Below are 22,676 nucleotides of genomic sequence, written 5' to 3'. Positions count from 1 at the left end.
AACAATTCTACATTTTAAATTCTCTAATATCAATTAATTCAATACTGCTTGTTCCAACAATATTTAATTTATTTTTGTTGATTTACATTTTTTCTTATCATTATTAATTTTTCTATATCTTGTCTTTTCTGAAACCTTTTCATTAATAATTTCCTCACACTCTAATTTTTCAGTATATTCTTTTTTGTCAATTGTGGTACGAATAATTTTTTCGAGAATAATAGGATAAGTTTTTGATAGATAAATGTCTTCATACTGATTTGCATTATCTCCAATCTCAATGTTTATAACAATATTTTTTTTATCATATAAAACTTGTGCATAACTACTTTCACTTATTAACTGATTTTTAATCGGTTGAAAAAAATTGACAATCTCCTTTTTTGGACGACTTAGTATTTCTAAATCATAATCTTTATTAATATTAATAGCTATTGTATCTAGCTTTTTCATACTATTTATTTCACAAAGACTCTCCTCGAGAGAAACTTTAAAACTTTCTTTTTTACAATTTGTAAATAGAAATATTATTGTTAAAAAAATTATATTTTTCATGCTTATAATTTATTATATTCATTTTTCATTTTTGTGTGATAATGATTTTTTGCATAATCTTCACCATTGTACAACTCTGCAACTTTATTCCAGTTTTTATCTTTCATAGCTTTTATTATTGATGCTCCAGTAACATCTTTTAAAAAAACTTTAAAATATGCAAAGTGTTGTACCTCACATCTATTCATTGCTTCCTCTAATTCATTGGGAGAACTATATAAATAACTATAATATTTTCCCATAACCTGAAATTTTCCCCAAGAACAACTTTTTATTGCAGCACCATTATTTATTTTTTTGGCTTTACTAAGTTTCTCAAACTGTTCTGTTTCAGAACCATATTTAGCATTTGGATCTTTATAAGTTCCAACATTATGAACAAGATCTGGAGAAGCTTTCTTCAATTTTTCTAATTCGTCTTCAGATTTTATCTTTGTTAAGAAGCGATACATATAATGTCTCTCATAAAGTATTTTAGCCCTTTGTTCTCCTTTATAATTAATAAATGACTTTCTTCCACCAGACTCTATAATTGCAACTGTTTTAAATACTTTAGCTTCTACTCCAATATCTTTTGCTAGGTTTTGATAATGTTCATCCGTAACTGAACTACCTTTTCCACTGCATGGCATTTTAGCTATGCCTTGTAAAAAGCAATAGCAATTCTTTGAATTTTTATTAATTTCCTGTTTTTGAGACGACTGAGCTGCTACCTCAACCATACTTCTCCCATGATTTCTATTCACCGTAACCTCCTTATCCTTCTGCGCTTTTCCCTTTACCTCCGCCCAATCATGCAGATAACCATTGGCCTGATGGATCAAAATATTCTTTTCCTCTCTCTTGGAAAGAGGCTTTTGTTCTGCTGGTGAGCCTTGTGCTTTTGGATGGGATTTCTTCTTTTCCGGAGCTTTGTATAACGGATTATGGACATTTACATTCTCAGAATCATGAATCTTTCCTTTGTAATATTCCACCGTCACATAAAACTCAAGTTCCTTCACATCCGCTTCACCTTTCATGGCTTTTTGCATTAAACCTTTTGTTAGAGCAAATTCTGCGACGGCCAGTCCGTTATGACCCACTTTTGCTGTTGTTGTTTCTATAGCCTGGTTGCCGGCGCTGTGTCCGGCACCTTTTGCATCATCCTCCCAGAGCGTAAAAACCAGTTCTTTCCCGGGCATCCCCGTTGTATGCGCTTTTGCACGAAGCCGGTCATAGAAACTGAAAGTATCACCCTTTTTATCATCCACATAATGCAGCTCCACTTTTCCTATTTTGGGAATAGTTGAAGGTTTAGGATTGATGATCAGGCCCCCACCTTCCGGCTTATGAAGATATGCCTCAAGACGGTAGGTATTTTGGATTGAAATTTCGCCAAATGTAAAAGTTCCATCTCCGATTTTTTTAATATTTGCTGAAGTAAACTTACCGTTGCTTCTCTTTTTGAAAAGCTCCCAGGTTACCTTTTCAGGATTTCTATCTGCATATGGAGTGTCCTCATACCAGCCTGCAACGTGATAGGTATTTTTCTCTCCGACAACAGGAGTTGGGTTTCCCGAAACCATTGAAACGCCATGCTTACCCTTGTTTGCAAGCTGTCTTTTCACCTCTGCTTCGCGTGTTTTTTTCTCTTCTGCTAATTCCTTTTGATATTCCTTCTCATATTTCTCATTTTCATCAGCAAGAAAGCTAAATTTTCTTTTCGCCATATTTTTGTGTTTCTAAAATTAATAAGCATCCAATTCTTCTTCATCCATCTCATCCACAAAACTCCTCAAATCCACCAACGGATTGATATAGCTGTGGAAATTCCTGTCCGCATTCCTGAAGTTCTGTTTGGTCAGCTCTTCCCGCTGGCCGTGATCCATTACTTTTATTTTTCCGCCGATGGTGCATTGGAGCTCTGAGATTTCGGTAATAAGAGCGTTGTCCATAACTTTTACATTCTGGTAGACCTTCTGCCATTTACCTGCAGGAGAAAAAGTGCATGACTGGCCGTTTTGAAGCGAACAATTCCCAAAAGGTGCTGCAGGAGGATTGAATTGCACATCATTTTGGGTCACGGCAAGATAATTGTCGGATGAACCATCGTCATTGATATAATGCTTTTTGTGACTAGTAACCTTAAATTGTGGAAACTTAGCCCCCTTGTCGCAGATGGCTTTACCTTTCTGGATTACAAAAAGTTTTCCGTCGTGCTCACTTGCCGCTTTCTCTTTAGGTTCATTTTTATTTTCCCTTTCATGCTGATCTTCATTAGATTCTTTTTTGTTATTTCCGGAAATTTCCTTTGCATTTAATTTATCAGCATTTTTCGCTCTCTTACTTTCCATTTCACCGTTAATTTTCTCTACTTCATGGGCATCCGGGATGGTAAGGATCATTCCTTCACGGATGTCATTTCCTATACCTTTCTCTATAGAACCATTAAAATTGTGAAATGTTTTCAGCGTATAGGCATCAGGTAATCCTATATCTCGGGCGATAGACGATAAGGTCTCGCCCTTTTTTACTTTATATTCTTTCATTTGTGTGTATTTGTGTCGAATTAATGTTTCAAACGTATCTGTATTTCTTGAACTTTCTTTGTGTGATAATCTAATGATTCTACTTTTATTTCGGCATTTTGCAGTATTTTTTGACTTTTATCCAGATGGTATTTAGCCGTGATGGTAAATTCAGGCAATTCACTTTCATCATTCTGCTCCTCTTTACTTTTTATGTTCCCGAAGATTTCGTGCAGACTGCGTTTATCAATAGATTGAGATTCCTGCTTTATGGCAATCAGTTTATCATTGATGTCAATTTCATACACATTTTCGTGCAGTATTTCATCAAATAAGAAATGAGCTATATTTTCAGATTTCCCTTCAGCATACATTTTAAAATAAACCGAAAAATAAAACTGAAGAAAAATTTCCTTCCTAAGATAAGAGGTCAGAGTATCCCTATCTTCTATAACAGTATTTATTTCATCAATATATCTTAGAGACAGAGCATCTTCATAAAGATTGTAAAGGTTCTCTTTTAAGGTTTTCCATTTATTATAAATCTCTTTGTAGTTATGAACATACGACAACAAAGCATTTTTGTTAATCCCTACCTCTACATAAGAAAACACAGATGCACATTTCGAGGCCAGATTATATACTTTCAATTCGGGCTTTTCACCACTTAATAAAAGATTTTCTTTTTTGAATTTAAAAATATAATTGGAGTCCTGTTTATCCAGATATTGTAATAAAACTTCAAATTGTACATGATCTGTTCTATTTTCAAAAACATCTCTTATTTCAACGATATAAGTGTGATCAATAGATTGAAAATCAGGCAATAAATTTCCGTTTTCAATCTGATTGTGATTTTTTATATTATTTTCTTCACTATTTAAATTTCTTTTTTCTAAAATAGTACGGATATCATTTTCATCAGGGATAAAAATTTCCTGTCCGGCAAAAAGAGTTGTTCCCAGATGATTGCTGTTTTTAGGGGCATGCTGATGGTGAAAATATTTCAATAGCTCTATATCAGGAATCTCATATAGTTCAGCAATCTGTTTCAAAGTTTCTCCCTTTTTTACAATATGGCATTTAAGGTAAAAACTCATACCGTAAAAAATGTTTTGAAAGTAAGCCTTGAAATTAAAGAAGAAAAAATAGAATTCTCCTGAAAAGGGAAATTTTGTGAAAGTATATTTTCCATGTATTTGTATTTCTGTTTGCTCAAAAATATAAAAATTAATTTAAATTTTTTGCCGCAAACATAAAATCCGGTAAATTCAAGGATATAAATGTTTTTTTTGAATGTAAATAAAAACATAACTAAACCCGTTGTGCATTTTGAGAAATTTTGACAATAGCTTTGTCACGTCGAGTGTTTTTTTCGCAACAAAGTGTAGAAAAATGTATTGAGGATGGAATCTATCTTCAAAATTATAAACTTCTCGATATGATTTTTTTCAAAAATCTACTCGAAGTGACGAAAATGAAGCAAAATACACAACGGGTTAACTAAATATTTGCTTACGCATACATTTAAGCAGAGATAAAAAGACGTTTGATTAGGTTTGAATTAGAAAAAATCTTTTAATTCCCAAACGGGGCAGTAATTAATACGCCAACTCAGAATTGCAATCCGAAACATCTTGGTCTTTACAGAATGCATGATCGATAACATCTTATATTCCTCCGACATAAAGTTACATTCCTGCAATGTAACTTTACTTTTTTATGATCTGGTTTTACTTTCTTGTAATATGGTTTCACTTTCTTGCGATCCGGTTTCACTTTTTTGCCTTATTGTTTTACATTGGCACGGTATAGAGTTACATTTTAGCAATACGGTAGAACATTCTTGCATGATAAACTAATATTCTTGTCCGAAAATGTAAAGAAAGTAATAGACATTCAAATGCTAAAGCAGTTTTTCCAGGAAAATTCTTCATTCCATTGCATTTCATTCAGCATGACACACCAGATAGCGCAGACTTACAATCCTTACTTCTATACAAGGCCAAACAAAAAACCACCGGAAATCCGGTGGTTTCAAATATCATAGATAAATACTAATCTTATGCTTCAGTTGAAGGATTGTTGTCCTCAGCAGGCTTTTCACCCTGTGGTTTTTGCCCTTCAGGTCGGTTTGGTCTTCCCTCACCTTCCTGTCTTGGTTTCCCTTCCGGCTTCGGAGGTCTTGGCAACAACACTTTTCTTGAAAGCTTCATTTTCTTACGGTCATCATATCCCATAAATTTCACTTCCACTTCATCTCCTTCTTTATAAGGTACTTTATCAAGACGCTTCCACTCGATTTCTGAGATGTGAAGAAGTCCTTCCGTACCTTTTGCAATCGCTACGAAAGCTCCGAAATCCATGATCTTCACCACCTTTCCGTTGTACACCTGTCCTACAACCGGTACAAAAGTGATTTCGTTGATTTTTGCCACTGCCGCATTGATCTTCTCTCTGTCGGTACCCGCAATTTCGATACGTCCGATTTCACCGATTTCTTCAATCGCGATAACGGTATCCGTATCTTTCTGCATCTGCTGAATGATTTTTCCACCAGGCCCGATTACCGCACCGATGAAGTCTTTCGGAATCTCCATTACGACCATTTTCGGAGCGTGTGGTTTTACATCCGCTCTTGGCTCAGCAATCGTTTCCGTAATTTTATTTAAAATGTGTAATCTTCCGTCTTTAGCCTGCATCAAAGCTTTTTCCATGATGTCCATAGAAAGCCCCTGGATTTTGATATCCATCTGACAGGCAGTGATACCGTCAGCAGTTCCCGTTACTTTAAAGTCCATATCCCCAAGGTGATCTTCATCTCCTAAGATATCAGAAAGTACGGTGAATTTACCTGATTTTGTATCTGTAATCAATCCCATTGCAATCCCGGAAACAGGTTTTGTGATCTGTACCCCAGCATCCATTAACGCTAAAGTACCCGCACAAACTGTTGCCATTGAAGACGAACCATTTGATTCTAAGATATCAGAAACAATTCTGATTGTATAAGGATTCTCTTCAGGAATTACAGCCTGTAAAGCTCTTTGAGCTAAGTTTCCGTGTCCTACTTCTCTTCTTGAAGTTCCTCTCAAAGGTCTTGCTTCACCTGTAGAGAACGGAGGGAAGTTGTAATGTAAAAAGAATTTTTCGTCGTGCTGAGAAATAACGCTGTCCACCATGTTGGCATCTTTTACAGAGCCTAATGTTACCGCTGTTAAAGATTGCGTTTCCCCTCTTGTAAAGATGGCAGAACCGTGTGCTCCCGGAAGATAGTCGATCTCAGACCAGATAGGGCGGATCGTTTGAGGATCACGGCCATCCAGACGGATGTTATCTTCTAAAATCATCTGACGCATAGCCTCTTTCTCTACATCATGATAATATATTTTTGCGAAAGGAGATACTCTTTCCAGTTCTTCAGGATTATCTACATACTGAGCAAGGAATTCTTCCAGAACCGCTTTGAATTTTTCTCCTCTTTCTTCTTTTGCAGAAGGAGTTCTTGCAACTTCGTAAACTTTATCGTAAGTTTCTTTCCACACTTTTTCACGGATATCTTCATCGTGAACTTCGTGAGAATATTCTCTTTTCGGGAAAGCCTTACCTACTTTTTCAGCTAATCTTTCCTGAGCTTCAATTTGTTTTTTGATTTCAGCATGGGCGAAGATGATGGCTTCCAACATTTCCTGTTCAGAAATTTCCTTCATTTCCCCTTCTACCATTACGATGGAATCTTTTGTAGCTCCCACCATGATATCCAGTTCAGAATCTTTTAGCTGCTCATAACTTGGATTAATAGCCAATTCACCGTTGAATCTTACCACTCTTACTTCAGACATCGGCCCGTTGAAAGGGATATCCGTAATAGCGATTGCCGCAGAAGCTGCCAAACCTGCTAAATCATCAGGGATGGTTTTTCCGTCGTAAGAAATTAATGAAATCATCACCTGCACTTCCGCATGGAAGTCTTCAGGGAAAAGTGGACGTAGCACTCTGTCTACCAATCGCATTGTTAAAATTTCCTGATCAGAAGGTCTTGCTTCTCTACGGAAAAAATTCCCCGGAATTCTGCCTCCTGCATAGAATTTTTCTCTGTAATCAACCGTTAATGGTAAAAAATCCACTCCCGGATTTGCTTCTTTATTGGCTACAACGGTTGCTAAAAGCATCGTTCCGCCCATTTTCACTACCACAGATCCATCAGCCTGTTTTGCCAATTTACCTGTTTCAATTGTAATTTCTCTGCCGTCTGCAAGAGTAATCGTTTCTGTAAACGCTTGAGGTACGCTCATAAAATTTTTCGTCTCTTGTACTCCGTATGAGTACGAATTAATATTTAAACTTTTTAAATTTTCGATGCAAATTTAATGTAATTATTTGGATATATCACTTCTTCAGCCTAAAATCCGTATCAAAACACAGGTTTGTCTATATTTTTTATATTCAAACAGTCTGTTTTTCCAGACTATAGGCAAAGAAAAAAGCAACCTCTTTCGAAGTTGCTTCTTTTTAAATCTTTGTAGATTATTTTCTTAAACCTAGTTCAGCAATAATTGCTCTATATCTTTCGATATCCTTATTTTTAAGGTAATCTAGTAAACTTTTTCTCTTACCTACCAATTTCACCAAAGATCTTTCTGTGTTGAAATCGTGACGGTTAGCCTTTAAATGCTGAGATAAGTGATTGATTCTGAAAGTGAAAAGTGCAATCTGTCCTTCAGCACTTCCTGTGTCTTGTGCAGATTTTCCGTGTTTTGCGAAAATTTCCTGCTTTTTTTCTGTTGTTAAGTACATTCCAATATTGTTTAATGATTATTATGTAACGGCTGCAAAATTACAACAATTTTTTAATTCTGCAACAATTATTGATTTCATAAATTGAATTTGATAGATAAAAATGTTAAAAATTTCTTAAAAACATTATGCTATCCCGTTAAAAGGCAATAATTTTGCATATGAGTTCATGATGAGAAAATCTACTACTTTCATAATTTTCGCCCTATTCATTTTATCCGGCTTTTCTTTGTTTAAAGCGCAAAGAAATAATGGCCATAAGATAAAAAAAGTCTTATACTTCAATCCTGAAGTAGATCCTGATATTGAAGAAATCAAAGAGCCGACTAATACCGCTTTTTTCAGTGCTGTTTCTGACAATTTAAGCGAAAGAAAAAGTAAAATGCTAAAAACCGAGGTACAAATTTCTTTTGACAGTATTGATAAAAAAACGATTTCAGATTATTGCCTCAATAATGATGCGGATTTTGCGATTGTACCTAAAGTTAAATATTTTAAGGTTGGAATCGGAAAATATGTTTTCTCCAATCAGGTTATCGTAAGTATGAAGCTTTTCGATGCTGAAGGTAATCTCATTACCCAAACCGATTACGACACCTACCGAAAGAATATGCGACTGTTGGGATCTACTGTAAATTCTATAAAAATAGGGACAAACGGTGCCATCAAAGGAATCCTCAAACAATTAAGGAAGATAAAACCTTCTGATGAAAATGGTTTTTAGTTTCTAATCACTATAGCCTTAACTACTTATAGCATTACTGCACAATCTCTTAATTAAAATACTATGCACATCATTAAAGTTCATAAAATTATATTCATCACATGGTGAATAATTAAAATATATTTTTTATTTTAGTCGAAACAATTCATTTCAAACTATCTCAATTCAAATTCTTCATACACTCGCAGTTTTTGTGGGTGTTTTTTGTTTTATTAATACATAAATGATATATAACAATCACTGTAATACACATTTAATTGGTATTTTTTATCATTTAAGAGTGAATAATTAGATTTATTTTATTACATTTATTATCTAATTAAAACTTACTATTTATGAAAAATTTAAAGAAACTGACCCGAAACGATCAGAAAACAATCAACGGCGGCGTACTGCAAAAATGTAAATATCATTTTGAATGTCCTGGTGGATCCTGTTGCCAGAATGTCTGTGTTTATTATAACTGCCCGGAAGTTTAAGGAATAAAACAATAATAATCACCAATAATCTATTATTATGAAAAATTTAAAAAAATTAACCCGCAAACAACAGGAAAAAATTAATGGTGCCGCACTTACTAAATGTACCAGCCATTCACAATGCGTAATCGGCTGGTGTTGCAACAGAATGTGCGTTGAATATGCGTGTATAGAGGAGTAAACCATTAAACTAAATTTGATTTTAAGCATCTGTAAGCAGATGCTTTTTTTATTCTTCCAGTTTAATTAATTCTTAAATTTCTGGCAGTCTTGGCTTGTTTTAAAAATTTGAGCTATTTTTGCGTATCCAAAAAAATGACGTTTTGAATTCTAGAGATGAACTTATCTTCAATCCTGCCGATATTGCCGAAACTCTAAGCGAATTGCACGCTGATGAGAGGCTTTTGGCATTTCTGAAAGTTCCGAAAGAATACAAAGCGGAGGTTTTTTCACATCTCGATCCTGATTTTCAGGAAGAAACGATCCGAAGTATCGGAAGTGATGAGGTTTCTGAAATCCTCAATGCCATGACCCCCGATGACCGGACAGCACTGTTTGAAGATTTTCCAGATGAACTCATTAAATATTCTATTAATCATCTGAATCCGCAGGAAAGAAGAATCGCATTAAAATTATTGGGATATGATTCCGATTCAATTGCGCGTCTGATGACACCTTATTATATTCAGATCCGTAAAGAATGGACGATAAAAAGATGTCTTCAACAAATTAAAAAAGTCGGAAGTAAGGTAGAAACGATGAATTACCTGTATGTTGTTGATGAAAGAAACCGACTGATTGATGACATTGCGTTGGGAAGCCTTCTACTTGCAGAAGAAGAAACTTTAATTTCAGAGATTACAGATAATCATTTCGTAGCTATTACAACAACCACTTCAAAAGAGGATGCCGTGCAATATTTTGAGAAATATGACAGGGCTGCCCTTCCGATTATTACAGAAGCCGGCGTGTTAGTAGGAATCGTAACTATTGATGACATTCTCGACCAGATTGAGCAGCAAAACACTGAAGATATCCAGAAATTCGGGGGTCTTGAAGCCCTAGACCTTCCCTATACGCAGACTTCACTGATGGAAATGGTAAAGAAGAGAGGAATGTGGTTGATTATCTTATTTTTCTCAGAAATGCTTACCGCTTCGGCGATGGGATATTTTGAAGATGAAATTCAGAAAGCCGTTGTACTCGCTTTGTTTGTTCCTTTGATTATATCGAGTGGCGGAAATTCGGGTTCCCAGGCAGCAACACTGATTATCAGAGCAATGGCACTTCAGGAAATCGGATTGAAAGACTGGTGGTATGTGATGAGAAAGGAAATATTCACGGGATTATTTCTAGGTGGGATTTTAGGGATTATCGGATTTTTGAGAATCATGATCTGGCATAAAGCCGGCTTTTTCGACTACGGAATACACTGGTCTTTTGTAGGCTTAAGTGTAGGTTTTTCTCTTGTTTTGATCGTTCTTTGGGGAACACTCTCCGGTTCTATGGTTCCATTTATTCTTAAAAAATTAAAACTTGACCCGGCTACTTCTTCTGCTCCTTTTGTAGCAACACTGGTTGATGTTACAGGACTTATTATCTATTTTTCCGTTGCCGGACTTTTCTTAACGGGTAAACTTTTGTAATTTTAGGCGACATCTAAAATATTATAATGAAAGTAGTTTCTTTGGTTCCCTCTATAACTGAGGCTTTATTTGATTTGGGTTTAACGGAAAATGAAGTAATCGGAAGGACAAAATTTTGCATCCATCCCAAAGAAAAAGTGAAAAACGTTGACATTGTCGGAGGGACAAAAAATATTAATATCGATAAAATAAGAGCATTAAATCCGGATCTTATTCTAGCCAACAAAGAAGAAAATATAAAAGAACAGGTCGAAACCTTAATGAATGATTTTAAAGTCTTTGTAAGTAACGTTGAGAATATTGAAGACAATTATTATTTGCTCAAAAATTTAGGCAAAATCTTTAATAAAGAAGATAAAGCCCAACTTTTCAATCTTAAAATTTATGATATTCTCAATCAGGCTAAAATTAATCAAAAAGTAAAAGTTGCCTATCTCATATGGAAAAATCCTTATATGACGGTAGGATCTGATACATTTATCCATAAAATACTGGAAGAAATTGGCTTTGAAAATGCATTTAAAGATCAGAAACGTTATCCTGTCATTGAAACTGAAGATTTAGCAGAAGCTGAGATTATCATGCTTTCTTCCGAACCTTTTCCTTTTAAAGAAAAACATATTAGTGAGCTGAAAGCGTTTTATCCTGATAAAAAAATTATGATTGTAGACGGCGAAGCTTTTTCGTGGTACGGAACGCATATAGCGAAATGCGAAAATTATTTTAAGGAACTGATTGCTGAAGTGGAAGCAATTAAAATGTAATATGAAATTATGCAACTGCTTTTTTATCTCCCGCAGATTTCACAAATCATACAGATATATGCGCGGAGATTGTGGAACTTCTGTGAGACGATATAGTAGCTTTTCAACCCATTTTTGAAATCACTCAATGCTTTTTAATTAACACATAACCAAAGATTTACACGAATTGCTTTAAGCAGATAATTTACTTTATTATTTTATCTCCCGCAGATTTTGCTTATTATGCAGATAATAATATTATATAGAAAATAGTCAGGTAAAAAAGAACGAAAACTAAATAACTCCGGCCCGTCGGGCCGGAGTCATTATAAATAAGAAACTTTTTAATTACAAAATCTTTGCAACTTCGTTGCAAAGCCACTCCAATAATTCCCTGTCTTCATCAGTAAAAGGATCCACAGTATGAGAATCAATATCGATCTGGCCAATATTTTTTCCGTCTTTGAAAATAGGAACAACAATTTCGGCTTTCGTATCAATGGAACAGCTTAGATAGTTGCTTTCTTCATTTACATCGGGAACGACAAATGTTTCATTAGAAACCGCAACCTGTCCGCAGATTCCTTTTCCGTATGGAATAATCGTATGATCTGTAGGAGCCCCGACGTAAGGCCCTAGTTTCAATTCGTCTTTATCCCCATTTTTGAAATAAAACCCGGTCCAGTTGAAATAAGATATTTCCTGATCCAAAAGATGGCAAACTTTCTCAAGTTTCTCTTCCGTATTATGTTTAGGGCTTTCTAAAATCGATGAAAGCCTTTTTTTTAATTCTGACATTTAATATTATTTTTAAGAAAATTGTTTTAGTGAAAGTTCTTCTTTGTAACCGAACATTCCACGTTCTTTAATCATTTCCGCCACACCTTCCGGAACCTGTGTTTCCCAGCCTTTTATATTGCATGCGATTTTCTTCAGAATATCTCTTGAATAAATTTCCAAAAACTCCGGATTATAATTCGTAATATCTACAATACGTTCGTTGTGCTTGAAATATTTATACAGCTCTTTCAGATTTTCTTCTACTTTTAATGTGGAAGAATCCAGCAATTCATGTGTTTCAGGATCTTTATAAGGATATAAATATACCTGCATTCCATTTCGGAAAAACTTACCGAATGCTTCCAGGATTCCTCCAGAAAGATTTTTGTAATATTTTTCATCGAAAACCATGAGGAGATTATTTACCCCCATAGCAACGCCGATGTTTCCGCTTGTGTATGAGGCAAAATAATCAATAAGCCTGTAATACTCCGAATAATTTGAAATAATTACCGTATATCCCAGCTTAGCCAGCACATCAACTCTGTCAAGGAAATCCCGTTCATCAATATCGCCGTCTGCACGAAGATTCGAAATAGTAATCTCAATCAGAACTTCAATTTCATCAGGTGTACAGATTGCATCTTTCTGGAACATCTCAAGACCGTTCTTCAGCATATCAATATTCACTTTAGTCACCGGGCGAAAACTTCCTCTTACGGCAAAAATATTTTTCTTGTATAAAATATCTGCAGGAAGCATATTGTTTCCTTCGGAATTAAAGATCACCGCATCTGTCATTCCATTTTTAACCAATTGCAAAGACATCAGCCTGTTATCAACATAAGAAAACGCAGGTCCGCTGAAATCAATCATATCAATTTCAAGATTGTCTTTAGCAACATCATCGTATAGAGATTCAATTAAATTTCGAGGATTATCGTAATAATGAAATGCCCCGAAAATAAGGTTTACCCCAAGATTTCCTAAAGTTTCCTGTTGTAACGTGGCATCATTTTCTTTAAATTTTACGTGAATAACAATTTCATTGTAATCTTCATTTTCCTTTACCTGAAAACGGATTCCTACCCAGCCGTGACCTTTAACTGTTTTATCGAAATTAATTGTCGTAACGGTATTTGCGTAAGAAAAAAACTTTCTGTTCGGGTTGTTTTCTCTGGAAATCCGCTCTTCAATCAAAGCTACTTCATAACGAAGCATTTTTCGCAGCCTGTTTTGGGTGACGTATCTGTTTTTTACCTCTTTTCCATAGATCGCATCACTAAAATCTTTGTCGTAAGCAGACATTGCCTTAGCGATTGTACCGGAAGCCCCCCCTGCTCTAAAAAAGTGTCGAACAGTCTCCTGCCCTGCTCCAATTTCTGCGAAAGTACCATAAATAGTAGGATCTAGATTAATTGTTAATGCTTTTTGTTTAGGAGTTAGTTTCTGATACATTAGGACATTAAATTTTTCGTAAATTTACCAAAATTAAAACAACCTCAAAAGAAATGAAGTTGAAATTTTTAGGAACGGGAACTTCCCAGGGTGTACCCGTGATTGGCTGCACCTGCGAGGTATGCAAATCAGAAAATCCCAAAGACAAGCGTCTAAGATCTTCTGCTATGATAACCACCGATGAAGGCAAAAAAATATTGATTGATTGTGGTCCCGACTTCAGGCAACAAATGCTTGTAAACAAAGAAAATACAGTTGATATTACACTCCTTACCCATGAACACAACGATCATGTAATTGGTCTTGACGATATGCGGCCTCTCATTTTCAAAAGTGGAAATGATGTACCTATTTACTGCCAATCAAGAGTAGGAAATGAGGTAAAAAAACGATTTCCTTACGCTTTTGCAGATGAAAAATACCCCGGAGCTCCTACCTTTGAGCTTCATGAAATTGAAAATGAACCATTTACTGTATTTGATACTGAAATTACACCAATTGAGGTCGTTCATTTTAAGATTACCATTTTTGGTTATAAATTTAAAAAGCTTGCCTATATTACCGATGCCGGTTTTATTTCTGACGCTGAAAAAGAAAAACTCAAGAATTTGGACGTATTAATTTTAAACTGTATCAGGAAATCTGATCCACATCCTGCTCATTTCATCTTGCCTGATGTGATAAGATTATTTGAGGAACTAAAACCTAAAAAATTATTTTTAACACACATCAGCCATCATTTGGGACTGCATGATATTGAAGACAAACAACTTCCATCCGGGATGCACCTTGCTTACGATGGATTAGAAATAATTTTTTAATTTTTTTCTTAATATTTTTTCGGAATTCGTAAAAAGTTTCTATATTTGCACACCGATTCAAACAAGGTAACACTGGCCCAGGTGGCGGAATTGGTAGACGCGCTGGTCTCAAACACCAGTTCTTAGGAGTACCGGTTCGATCCCGGTCCTGGGTACAAAACCGGAAAGAGGTGATAATTCACTTTCTTTCCGGTTTTTTTTCGCTCCTAACTCATTGTTTATCTGATATATATAAGAGAGTATAACATTAGGTCGGGTGGTTCGATAATGATTTTTTGAAAATTGCAATTTTTCAGGAAATATCGAACCAATGATCTTACGTTTTACGTCAATATCCCCATCAGTATAGACTTTCGCAAGGTCTACTAGGTTCGATAATGCTTCGTCTAGTAGTTTTGGAAAATCTGTTTTCTTATTATCTTTTCCTTTAGTTAACTTAGCTTCGAGCTTTTCAATTTGTACCTTACAATCTATTTTAATTTCAAGATAATCTTCATCATCAATTACCTCCTGCATCAGTTTATTTCTTGCCTGTTTCAATCTGCTGTTTAAACGATCTATTTCTAATAGAATTGCTTTCCTTTCTCTTTGGGGATTATTAATAAATTTTTCAAAATTTTGCTTCAGCACCTTTTTCAAATAATTTTTTATAGATGCACGCATTTCCAATGACTGTAATATCTCTAAAAATTTAGAATTTAAAATCTCAGATCTGTAACGGTATGAACACGGTGACTGGCAATGGTAGTAATAATATTTATTTCCGGAACGTCCCGTAGATGCACTGCCGGTAACCAAATGACCACATTCCGGGCAAACTAGAAAACCTCGCAAAGGTAAATTATCGTCGGACAATACTTTTACATTGGGTCTGGCTGGATTCACGTTTCCATCCATTATACATTGAACTTTTTCGAATAGTTCTTCACTAATCAGAGGTTCATGAATACTTTTAACAAAATGAGCCTCCTCTTCATTGAATTGCTCCACGTAAATTTTTCCACAATATGCCGTATTGCGTAAACTTGCGAGAAAGGCACTTATTTTAACTGATTTTCCTTCCTTCCTGTTCATCATATCCATAATTTGGCTCGCTGAATATACTCCTCTGGCCATCTCGTTAAATGCCCATTGCATATTAGAAGCTTCCGGTTCCTTCGGCGTCACATACTTTTCCCCTTTCTCCGTAATTCTATTAATATAACCGTAAGGTGCCCTTCCCATTAATCTGCCTTCTTTTTTTGCACGACGCATTCCATAATATGTGTTCAAAGCGCGCCTGTCGTTTTCGACTTCAGGAGCAGCAAGATAGATCGCCAACATCATTTTATTTTCGGGAATTGAAAGATCTAATGGTTGCTCAATAGCCTGTGGTTCCACGCTAATTTTCCTAAGTATATTAATCATTTGATAAGCATCTCCAGCGTTCCTGCTGAAGCGATCCCATTTTGTAAAGAGCAGTAGATTGGTTTTTGAGCTTTTTCTCTTTAGCGTATCCAGTAGTTTGATCCACTCTGGCCTGTTAAAGGTCTTTGCGGAATAATCTTCATAGATTATTTGACCTACTTTAATATTATTGTTTTCACAGTAACGTTTTAATCGCTCTTCCTGATCTCTTTGCGAATAGCCCTTATCTGCCTGCTCGTCAGTTGACACACGAATATATAAATCAGCTTTTTTCATATATAAATCTTAAAATGTTATTCATCTAAAAAACGCTTTATCGTAATTGTTGCTAGCATTTTTAGAAATTCTACAATCAGTTCCGCATCCGCAATAGTTAGTTCAACTCTCTCCTCTTCTTTAAATATTTTGATAATTTCATCTACCGTAATGTTACTAATTTCAACTTTCTTCTCCATGCCAATACTTTTTTAATAAAAGTATTGGACAAGTGTTCTAAAAGTAAATCCAGACACTTTTCTGTTGCATTTGGCTTTAAATATAAATGTGTGAAGCTTAAAAAAAAGTGAAATCAAACGAAATACTTAACATTTACTATCATAGTAGAAAAATTTCTGTTTACAAAAGATGTGATTACGTTTAAAATTTATTTTTAAGTGCAACAAGAGAAAATTAATGCAAAGAAATTCATCATTCTTAGCTTAAACTAATTTACAAATAAAATCAAAAATGTTGAAATTAAACATTCAATTCATATAAAAAAGCAGGTTATTGACCGTTATTAGACTTAACATTTTCCATAATAAAACCGGCAAGAAGGCAGCTAAGGTATTGTTGTCAGCCGTCATCTTATCCCACCAAAACACTACGGCATAAACGGCTTCCTCCCTAAAGGTACCCTCCAATTATTCCGTTTCCTTTTGGCTTTTACTTATTGTCAACACTTCATATCTGCTTTCTTTTTTCCAGTTTTTCTTTTGAAAAATATTCAGCGAAGCCTGAAAGGCTTTCAAGAGCAAGAACGGAGAAGAGATTGAAAACAAATCAAAATGTACAATCTTAAAATAAGCAATTATGAACATTATCGGAAGACTGACAAGAGATGCGGAAGTCCGTACCCTGTCAAACAAAAAACAAGTTGTCAATTTCTCTATTGCTACCAATGACAACTATCGCAATAAGCAAGGCGAACGAATCGAACAGACGACCTATTTTGAATGTGCTTATTGGATTTCTCCAAAAGTAGCGGAAATCCTCACCAAAGGAACATTAGTTGAGTTAAGCGGTAGAGCTTATACAAGCGCATGGATAGGAAAAGACGGAGAAGCCCATGCAGGGCTTAATTTCCACACCTCACAGATCAAAGTTCATAGTAGTAGTAGTAGTAGTAGTACTGAAAACAAGTCTACTGAATCGAAAAATACACCTCGGAAGGAAATTTCGAATTCTGCTCCTCAAAAAGGTGAGGAAGATGATGATATCCCATTCTAAAACGATAAACAAGATTTTTAACAATTAAATATTATCATCATGGCACATAATTTAAATTTCAACAACAGAACAGGGAAATATTCATTTTTCAGTGTTAAGGAAAAACCATGGCACAATTTAGGACAGATCATAGAGGAACATCCAACAAGCAAAGAAGCTATCAAATTTGCAGGACTTGACTATCAAGTCGAAAAATCTCCCTTATTTACTAAAGTTTCTGGAATTATAGAAAACAATAGCGGAATCGAAATAATATATTCAGAATTGAAAGTTCCCAACTATTTTGCCAATATCCGTACCGACAATAACACCGTTTTAGGCGTAGTCGGAAAAGATTACCAGATCGTACAAAACCGCGAAGCCTTTTCATTTTTGGATTCTATTGTAGGCGGTGGAGATTGAATCCTATATGAGACTCTGATTAGATAAAGCATACTAAAATTTTAATTTCATAACAAATCCCGACCAATGTCGGGATTTGTGTTATTCAATACCTTTATTCTCTATTTCATTTCAGGAAACAAACAATAACCTACAACTATGCAGTGTATTCACCTTCTTCCTCTTTATGCCAGAATCGCACCCTGCTTGCATGCACTTTGATCAGACAGATGCCTGGAGTATCGACGCCTTCCGGAAACCATTGGTCAAGGCCTTCAACCCATTTTTCTTTAAGTGTGTCCTTATCCTTTATAATTTCACCGGTACCGGTACATTCGATAAATAACATATCATCAGTTTGGTATATAAGATTGACATGCTTATTTTCCTTAATCTGCTCGACTTTATGACTATCTTCATAGGAAAAGAACCAGGAGTCGCCGTCATATTCAACTTTACCGTTGTTGCTCATAGGCCTTGAATAAGAGACCTGTTGTTCGTCCTGCGTGACCATCATACAGAAATCGAGATTCTTCATTCTTTCTGCAATGGTTTTCAATGATGCTTTTTTCATAATATTGTTCTTGGTTTAATGGTGATCATATCCTGAGCTCATAAATAGCAAGGGTATTGATCTGCTTTATTTGCACAGACCAAAATCCGTACCGATACATGATCTCTTGTCCGTTACCATTCTTTATTATTGTCGCATCTTTTCTGTAAGAAGGTTTGGCAATTGCATTTCCTAAAATTACCATGATCTTTTAAAAAGCGTTTTAAATAGTATCATTAAATTAGTTATTTTTAAATATAAAACATCTGTCAAAATGATAAGACCAACCGATCCAAAACCATCAGATTTTTTTCAATTCGTAGAACATCATTGCCGATTGGATGAAAAAGCCGGCATTGCATTACATTCTAAAATTAGAGAACAAGCATATAAAAAAGGGGATATTCTTGTAGAGGAAGGGAAGATCTGCAATAAAATATACTTTTTAAATATCGGACTTGTAAAAACCCTATTGACTACTGACAGCCGGGAATTTACGATGCGCTTCTTTTCGGAAGGCAATGTGTTTTCAGTGTTGGATAGTTTTATTCAACAAAAACCTTCCGTTTGCGATATTGTAGCACTGGAAGATTCTACGGTAAGCTATATTCTCCATAATGATCTTCAAACATTATGTCAGGAGTATCATCAGATCGAAACATTTTACCGCAAGCTCCTTTCTATGGCAGTTATTGAAATGATGAGCCGGGTGGGCCATTCGCTGGAGGAAACGGGAGTTGTTGCATATAACAGATTTTTAAAAGATCAGGGGCATCTCCTACAGCGGATCAGTCTGGCCGACCTTGCCTCCTATCTGGGAATTACCCAAGTTTCCTTGAGCAGGATTCGGAGGATAAAATAGCGATTTTATCATTTGATAAATGCAGGCTATAAGCGGATTTGTAATTTGGCCAAAAATTCATACCGCTATGATCCATCCATTATTCTTTAATCAAAAACTCAGCGTTGCTTTAGTAGTCGTCATTACCATTGTTACCCCGATAGCAGGATATTTTTCCATCGGACTTCCACCGGTCATTATCGTTGGCGGCTCAGCAATTATCGCATTTTTCTGCTGGCATAGGACCTATCTAAGGAATCCTGTCAGTCCATCATTGATATTACCACTCTTTGTTCTTACGGTAGCCGCATTGCAGATCCATATTATTGAAGAGTACCAGATGGGTTTCGCTCCCGCAATGAGCCGCCTATTCGGAATTCCATGGAGTGAAAAAAGTTTCCTAATGGTATTTGCACTGGTAGGACCTACCATTTATACGCTGACCTCCTTGGGTTTATATTACAGAATTCCGATTGCCGGATTTGTAGCCTGGTTTATTTTCATCGGTCCTGGTGTCGCTGAATTTACGCACTTTATTTTTCCATTAATTGCGCCTGATCTTTTTCCACATAACCCCCATCCCATCACGGGTTCAATTAAAGGATCTGTCATCGAAAACATGCCTAATTTCTACTATAAGACGACGGGGAAATACTACTTTCCCGGGATGTGGACAGCCATTCTGCCGATGATCCCGGGATGTTTTGCTATTATTAGATTACGTGTATTCTGGAAGAAGACCCTTTAATCCGATTAAGGAATCGTTATAATATAAGAATACTTTCATGATTTTCTATTCTAGGTTGGTATATTTCAATATACTAAGGTACTGATATACTTTAACGGTACCGTTAGTATCTTCACCTTAAATTATGAATTTTACTGTTGATCAAAAAATGAACTAGCTTCATCAGGGGCACTTAATCTTCCATATGATCGAGTTTGGCTCAAAAATTATTTCTTGGAACACTGAAGAATATTATCATTTCCTTAACAATTTAAGTCAATGGAAAGATTTGTGGGATGATCATATCTCATAGCTCGTCAGCAAAAAATCATTCAATACTTTCCGAAAACGGATTCACACTGATCTCTATCATGAGATTTTCAAAATAGAAATAGAAACTAAAAATATTTCTGATAGATTCGGTTCTGCTTCAAATCGTAAGTTTTCTTTCTCCCTGAGCTTTCTGTACATATTCCAAACAGCTTCCTCATCCTCCTGATAAAATCCGATATGGAAATTCTTGGGATAGTCAGGTATCTTCCTTTTTGTTCAATACCTGTCCCCAGATCACAAGGGCAAATTGATCGTTGTTTTCCAAGACTGCCATTTTGCTGTTGCGGTTTGCGATTATGCTGAAGCCGAAATAATTTTTAAATAAATGCAAAGCCTTGTCTACATCTTTTACCACCATACGCTCCAAATTGACAGGGCAATGAAAAAAGCACATATATTGTAAAAATTTCTATCGTTTTTTTTGGATTCTGATCTAATTATTATAAGTAGCACATATTTTAATGTACCGATTTAAATTTAATAGATTTTGGCTATATTATGTTTTAAGGTAACAAATAGATAATATTCTCAAAATTCTCTTTCTAATTGAGAATGGTCATAATTTTCACTAAAATAGTGAAATAGTTCCCTATTGGTACATAGAAGTATATAGCCACCTTGGAGAGTGTTTTCACTACCAGTTCATTTGCGCGCAAGCTCATACTTGTTAAAATTGTTACCTTACATGTAAAGTTCCTGTGGCGATGAGAAATGATGAAAAGAAAAAAGATTTTAAGCCTATTTCCAAAACATGGATTATAGAGAGAGCTTTCGCTTGGTTTGATAATGGCAGAGGGTTATGCAGGGACTATAAACTTCTATGGAAAATTATGAAACTATGGTCAAATTATCCGCAATAAAAATTTTATTCAATAAAATTTAAACAGGCTCTTATTAATGAAGATTTCTATATCCTTTTTTATAGATGTCTTAATTGTGTAGGTTTCCCGCTTTCAGTAGTATTCAAAAGTAGTAATTTTTCATCCAATAAAAAACATTTTCATGGAAAATATTTAGTTTGGTTTACTACGAAAAAGTTCAATATATTTGTGGAAATACATTTATAATTAATGAAAAGAAGCCAATCCTTGTTGTTTCTGCTGTTATTTCCAATTACGATGTTGGCTCAGCAAAATGCTACTGCTGATGAGCTGTTTCAGAAAGCGTATACTACGGCTTTTGAGAAGAAAGACTATGCGGCATCTATTTCTCTCGCAAAAGAGGCATTAGAAAAAGCTCCCGATTATACAGATATTTCTATTTTTTTAGGCAGATTATACACATGGAATAAAGATATTTCTGCTGCCAGAACTGTATTTGAAAATTTGCAGAGTAGAGGAGTAAAAGATGAAGACTATTTTATCGCATATGCCTCGCTTGAGTATTGGAATGATCAAAATACAAATGCCATTAAGATGATCGATGAGGGATTGATCAATCATCCTTCGTCTGAAGCATTATGGCTTTTGAAAGCAAAGGTTTATTTTGGAATGAATGAGTATTCCGAGGCTGAAAAAGCGATCACTAATCTTTTAGTAATCAATCCAAAAAATACGGAGGCAAGAGCTCTTGCTGTTAGAATAAATGAGTTTTCTTCTAAAAATGAAGTAGGTATAACTTACAATTATTCACATTTTGATAAGCAATTTGGCGATGATTGGCATATTGTAGGGGTCAGTTATAAAAGAATGACTTCGCTGGGATCAATAATCCTGAGAGGAAATTATGCCAACAAGTTTGCGCAAAACGGTACACAGATAGAACTGGAAGCTTATCCGAGATTGTCTAAAACATTTTATTTGTATGTAGGTGCTGGTTATTCTGAGGATGTTGGTATTTTCCCGAAATACCGTACGGGAGTTTCTTTGAATGCCAATTTACCACACAGCTTTGAAGCAGAGATTGGTTACCGACAACTTTATTTCACGAATAATATATGGTTGTATACCGCTTCAGTAGGTAAATATTACAAGAATTTTTGGTTTAATCTGCGTACCTATATTACTCCAGATAACAAAAATATTTCACATTCTTACACAGGAACTGTACGTTACTATACTAAAAGCAGCCATGATTATTTTGCCTTTCAGATAGGAAAAGGAATTAGTCCTGAAGAAAACCGTAGCAATCTTTTGGAGAACGAAACCTTTAAACTAAAAACTTTCAAAGTAGGAGCAGAATATAATTTTGCTGTCTACAGAAATTTCTTTTCAGTGGGAACAATGTATTATAATCAGGAATATCTACCGAATGTAAAAGGCAATCAGTTTGATGTTACATTAGGGTACACAAGAAAATTTTAGTTATTTAAATAATCAAAAACAATTGGTGAAATTCTTTGAAACACAGGTTGTTTTTGATATATAAAAGGTTTATTGAAATTTATTTAATAAACCTTTTTTTTTATGTTTAAAAATTCAACAGAATCTTTCA

The 22,676-nt window shown here is 35.2% G+C and carries 23 protein-coding genes, 1 tRNA gene and 1 pseudogene; 12 read left to right on the top strand and 13 right to left on the bottom strand.

Going from position 1 to position 22,676, the window contains the following annotated elements; translation table 11 throughout:
- Window positions 1–63: 63 nt before the first annotated feature.
- The 6 genes from BLR30_RS12935 to rpsO all read right to left on the bottom strand — a co-directional run bounded on the left by BLR30_RS12935 (window position 64) and on the right by rpsO (window position 7,862).
- Window positions 64–453 carry a hypothetical protein gene (locus BLR30_RS12935; protein ID WP_139164632.1) on the bottom strand — a complete coding sequence of 130 codons (390 nt, stop codon included), beginning with the start codon at window positions 451–453 and terminating at the stop codon, window positions 64–66.
- Between the two features lie 104 nt (window positions 454–557).
- Window positions 558–2,267, bottom strand: coding sequence for an N-acetylmuramidase domain-containing protein (locus BLR30_RS12930; protein ID WP_089859520.1), 1,710 nt, complete (start codon window positions 2,265–2,267; stop codon window positions 558–560).
- An 18-nt stretch (window positions 2,268–2,285) separates the two neighbouring features.
- Window positions 2,286–3,086 (bottom strand): PAAR-like protein, encoded by an 801-nt coding sequence (locus BLR30_RS12925; RefSeq protein WP_089859516.1) that lies wholly within the window; start codon window positions 3,084–3,086, stop codon window positions 2,286–2,288.
- Window positions 3,087–3,106: 20 nt separating this feature from the next.
- A complete protein-coding gene (locus BLR30_RS12920; protein WP_089859513.1) occupies window positions 3,107–4,165 on the bottom strand; it encodes a LysM peptidoglycan-binding domain-containing protein in 1,059 nt (352 codons plus the stop codon).
- A gap of 963 nt (window positions 4,166–5,128) precedes the next feature.
- Window positions 5,129–7,360: a polyribonucleotide nucleotidyltransferase gene (locus BLR30_RS12910; RefSeq protein ID WP_089859507.1), complete on the bottom strand. Its 2,232-nt coding sequence runs from the start codon at window positions 7,358–7,360 to the stop codon at window positions 5,129–5,131.
- Between the two features lie 232 nt (window positions 7,361–7,592).
- Entirely contained in the window at window positions 7,593–7,862 is a 270-nt protein-coding gene (gene rpsO, locus BLR30_RS12905) for a 30S ribosomal protein S15 (protein WP_089859502.1), read from the bottom strand.
- A 169-nt stretch (window positions 7,863–8,031) separates the two neighbouring features.
- Here rpsO and BLR30_RS12900 point away from each other — a divergent pair, with 169 nt between their 5' ends.
- From BLR30_RS12900 to BLR30_RS12890, 5 genes are all read left to right on the top strand, one after another.
- Window positions 8,032–8,586, top strand: coding sequence for a pyruvate decarboxylase (locus tag BLR30_RS12900; RefSeq protein WP_228400767.1), 555 nt, complete (start codon window positions 8,032–8,034; stop codon window positions 8,584–8,586).
- A gap of 335 nt (window positions 8,587–8,921) precedes the next feature.
- Window positions 8,922–9,065 carry a bacteriocin-like protein gene (locus BLR30_RS17785; RefSeq protein ID WP_175443664.1) on the top strand — a complete coding sequence of 48 codons (144 nt, stop codon included), beginning with the start codon at window positions 8,922–8,924 and terminating at the stop codon, window positions 9,063–9,065.
- A 37-nt stretch (window positions 9,066–9,102) separates the two neighbouring features.
- Window positions 9,103–9,246 (top strand): bacteriocin-like protein, encoded by a 144-nt coding sequence (locus tag BLR30_RS18095; RefSeq protein WP_449390419.1) that lies wholly within the window; start codon window positions 9,103–9,105, stop codon window positions 9,244–9,246.
- A 142-nt stretch (window positions 9,247–9,388) separates the two neighbouring features.
- Window positions 9,389–10,711 (top strand): magnesium transporter, encoded by a 1,323-nt coding sequence (gene mgtE, locus BLR30_RS12895; protein ID WP_089859496.1) that lies wholly within the window; start codon window positions 9,389–9,391, stop codon window positions 10,709–10,711.
- Window positions 10,712–10,737: 26 nt separating this feature from the next.
- On the top strand, window positions 10,738–11,475 hold the full coding sequence (locus BLR30_RS12890) for an ABC transporter substrate-binding protein (protein WP_089859493.1): 738 nt from the start codon (window positions 10,738–10,740) through the stop codon (window positions 11,473–11,475).
- Window positions 11,476–11,802: 327 nt separating this feature from the next.
- Here BLR30_RS12890 and BLR30_RS12885 read toward each other — a convergent pair whose 3' ends face one another.
- Window positions 11,803–12,252 (bottom strand): GAF domain-containing protein, encoded by a 450-nt coding sequence (locus BLR30_RS12885; RefSeq protein WP_089859490.1) that lies wholly within the window; start codon window positions 12,250–12,252, stop codon window positions 11,803–11,805.
- Window positions 12,253–12,264: 12 nt separating this feature from the next.
- A complete protein-coding gene (locus BLR30_RS12880; protein WP_089859488.1) occupies window positions 12,265–13,692 on the bottom strand; it encodes a nicotinate-nucleotide adenylyltransferase in 1,428 nt (475 codons plus the stop codon).
- A gap of 53 nt (window positions 13,693–13,745) precedes the next feature.
- Between BLR30_RS12880 and BLR30_RS12875 the strand changes: the two genes are divergently transcribed.
- Complete coding sequence (locus BLR30_RS12875) at window positions 13,746–14,513, top strand: MBL fold metallo-hydrolase (RefSeq protein WP_089859485.1); 768 nt, start codon at window positions 13,746–13,748, stop codon at window positions 14,511–14,513.
- Window positions 14,514–14,588: 75 nt separating this feature from the next.
- A tRNA-Leu gene (locus BLR30_RS12870) sits at window positions 14,589–14,668 on the top strand.
- Here BLR30_RS12870 and BLR30_RS12865 read toward each other — a convergent pair.
- Window positions 14,622–16,196: a recombinase family protein gene (locus BLR30_RS12865; protein WP_089859685.1), complete on the bottom strand. Its 1,575-nt coding sequence runs from the start codon at window positions 16,194–16,196 to the stop codon at window positions 14,622–14,624. The two genes, BLR30_RS12870 and BLR30_RS12865, sit on opposite strands and share 47 nt — an antisense overlap.
- Before the next feature lie 17 nt (window positions 16,197–16,213).
- Complete coding sequence (locus BLR30_RS17780; protein WP_175443663.1) at window positions 16,214–16,375, bottom strand: hypothetical protein; 162 nt, start codon at window positions 16,373–16,375, stop codon at window positions 16,214–16,216.
- A gap of 616 nt (window positions 16,376–16,991) precedes the next feature.
- On the opposite strand from BLR30_RS17780, the gene BLR30_RS12860 reads away from it, so the two are divergent.
- Together BLR30_RS12860 and BLR30_RS12855 are read left to right on the top strand one after the other, a co-directional pair.
- Window positions 16,992–17,408 carry a single-stranded DNA-binding protein gene (locus tag BLR30_RS12860; protein WP_089859482.1) on the top strand — a complete coding sequence of 139 codons (417 nt, stop codon included), beginning with the start codon at window positions 16,992–16,994 and terminating at the stop codon, window positions 17,406–17,408.
- 39 nt (window positions 17,409–17,447) lie between these two features.
- Window positions 17,448–17,807: pseudogene (locus BLR30_RS12855) on the top strand (DUF932 domain-containing protein); the annotation flags it as partial.
- A 139-nt stretch (window positions 17,808–17,946) separates the two neighbouring features.
- On the opposite strand, the gene BLR30_RS12850 reads toward BLR30_RS12855, so the two are convergent.
- Together BLR30_RS12850 and BLR30_RS17775 are read right to left on the bottom strand one after the other, a co-directional pair.
- On the bottom strand, window positions 17,947–18,363 hold the full coding sequence (locus BLR30_RS12850) for a pyridoxamine 5'-phosphate oxidase family protein (protein WP_089859480.1): 417 nt from the start codon (window positions 18,361–18,363) through the stop codon (window positions 17,947–17,949).
- Between the two features lie 25 nt (window positions 18,364–18,388).
- Entirely contained in the window at window positions 18,389–18,547 is a 159-nt protein-coding gene (locus BLR30_RS17775) for a hypothetical protein (protein ID WP_175443662.1), read from the bottom strand.
- A 69-nt stretch (window positions 18,548–18,616) separates the two neighbouring features.
- On the opposite strand from BLR30_RS17775, the gene BLR30_RS17770 reads away from it, so the two are divergent.
- A complete protein-coding gene (locus tag BLR30_RS17770) occupies window positions 18,617–19,204 on the top strand; it encodes a Crp/Fnr family transcriptional regulator (RefSeq protein WP_089859476.1) in 588 nt (195 codons plus the stop codon).
- Between the two features lie 253 nt (window positions 19,205–19,457).
- Window positions 19,458–19,931 (top strand): hypothetical protein, encoded by a 474-nt coding sequence (locus tag BLR30_RS17925; protein ID WP_228400766.1) that lies wholly within the window; start codon window positions 19,458–19,460, stop codon window positions 19,929–19,931.
- Window positions 19,932–20,439: 508 nt separating this feature from the next.
- Here the strand turns inward: BLR30_RS17925 and BLR30_RS17585 are convergent.
- Window positions 20,440–20,601 (bottom strand): hypothetical protein, encoded by a 162-nt coding sequence (locus BLR30_RS17585; protein WP_175443661.1) that lies wholly within the window; start codon window positions 20,599–20,601, stop codon window positions 20,440–20,442.
- A gap of 712 nt (window positions 20,602–21,313) precedes the next feature.
- Here BLR30_RS17585 and BLR30_RS12830 point away from each other — a divergent pair.
- Window positions 21,314–22,546 carry a YaiO family outer membrane beta-barrel protein gene (locus tag BLR30_RS12830; protein WP_089859473.1) on the top strand — a complete coding sequence of 411 codons (1,233 nt, stop codon included), beginning with the start codon at window positions 21,314–21,316 and terminating at the stop codon, window positions 22,544–22,546.
- Window positions 22,547–22,676 lie beyond the last annotated feature (130 nt).

Source organism: Chryseobacterium taeanense (assembly GCF_900099685.1).
GTDB classification, from domain to species: domain Bacteria; phylum Bacteroidota; class Bacteroidia; order Flavobacteriales; family Weeksellaceae; genus Chryseobacterium; species Chryseobacterium taeanense.
The sequence above is the reverse complement of the archived record's forward strand: the minus strand, read 5'-3'. Positions and strand labels throughout refer to the sequence as shown.

Bases quoted from the DNA above. Each gene is read 5' to 3' on its own strand.
- BLR30_RS12935 (WP_139164632.1), bottom strand. From the start codon at position 453: ATGAAAAAGCTAGATACAATAGCTATTAATATTAATAAAGATTATGAT.
- BLR30_RS12930 (WP_089859520.1), bottom strand. From the start codon at position 2,267: ATGGCGAAAAGAAAATTTAGCTTTCTTGCTGATGAAAATGAGAAATAT.
- BLR30_RS12925 (WP_089859516.1), bottom strand. From the start codon at position 3,086: ATGAAAGAATATAAAGTAAAAAAGGGCGAGACCTTATCGTCTATCGCC.
- BLR30_RS12920 (WP_089859513.1), bottom strand. From the start codon at position 4,165: ATGAGTTTTTACCTTAAATGCCATATTGTAAAAAAGGGAGAAACTTTG.
- BLR30_RS12910 (WP_089859507.1), bottom strand. From the start codon at position 7,360: ATGAGCGTACCTCAAGCGTTTACAGAAACGATTACTCTTGCAGACGGC.
- rpsO (WP_089859502.1), bottom strand. From the start codon at position 7,862: ATGTACTTAACAACAGAAAAAAAGCAGGAAATTTTCGCAAAACACGGA.
- BLR30_RS12900 (WP_228400767.1), top strand. From the start codon at position 8,032: ATGATGAGAAAATCTACTACTTTCATAATTTTCGCCCTATTCATTTTA.
- BLR30_RS17785 (WP_175443664.1), top strand. From the start codon at position 8,922: ATGAAAAATTTAAAGAAACTGACCCGAAACGATCAGAAAACAATCAAC.
- BLR30_RS18095 (WP_449390419.1), top strand. From the start codon at position 9,103: ATGAAAAATTTAAAAAAATTAACCCGCAAACAACAGGAAAAAATTAAT.
- BLR30_RS12890 (WP_089859493.1), top strand. From the start codon at position 10,738: ATGAAAGTAGTTTCTTTGGTTCCCTCTATAACTGAGGCTTTATTTGAT.
- BLR30_RS12885 (WP_089859490.1), bottom strand. From the start codon at position 12,252: ATGTCAGAATTAAAAAAAAGGCTTTCATCGATTTTAGAAAGCCCTAAA.
- BLR30_RS12880 (WP_089859488.1), bottom strand. From the start codon at position 13,692: ATGTATCAGAAACTAACTCCTAAACAAAAAGCATTAACAATTAATCTA.
- BLR30_RS12875 (WP_089859485.1), top strand. From the start codon at position 13,746: ATGAAGTTGAAATTTTTAGGAACGGGAACTTCCCAGGGTGTACCCGTG.
- BLR30_RS12865 (WP_089859685.1), bottom strand. From the start codon at position 16,196: ATGAAAAAAGCTGATTTATATATTCGTGTGTCAACTGACGAGCAGGCA.
- BLR30_RS17780 (WP_175443663.1), bottom strand. From the start codon at position 16,375: ATGGAGAAGAAAGTTGAAATTAGTAACATTACGGTAGATGAAATTATC.
- BLR30_RS12860 (WP_089859482.1), top strand. From the start codon at position 16,992: ATGAACATTATCGGAAGACTGACAAGAGATGCGGAAGTCCGTACCCTG.
- BLR30_RS12850 (WP_089859480.1), bottom strand. From the start codon at position 18,363: ATGAAAAAAGCATCATTGAAAACCATTGCAGAAAGAATGAAGAATCTC.
- BLR30_RS17775 (WP_175443662.1), bottom strand. From the start codon at position 18,547: ATGGTAATTTTAGGAAATGCAATTGCCAAACCTTCTTACAGAAAAGAT.
- BLR30_RS17770 (WP_089859476.1), top strand. From the start codon at position 18,617: ATGATAAGACCAACCGATCCAAAACCATCAGATTTTTTTCAATTCGTA.
- BLR30_RS17585 (WP_175443661.1), bottom strand. From the start codon at position 20,601: ATGGTGGTAAAAGATGTAGACAAGGCTTTGCATTTATTTAAAAATTAT.
- BLR30_RS12830 (WP_089859473.1), top strand. From the start codon at position 21,314: ATGAAAAGAAGCCAATCCTTGTTGTTTCTGCTGTTATTTCCAATTACG.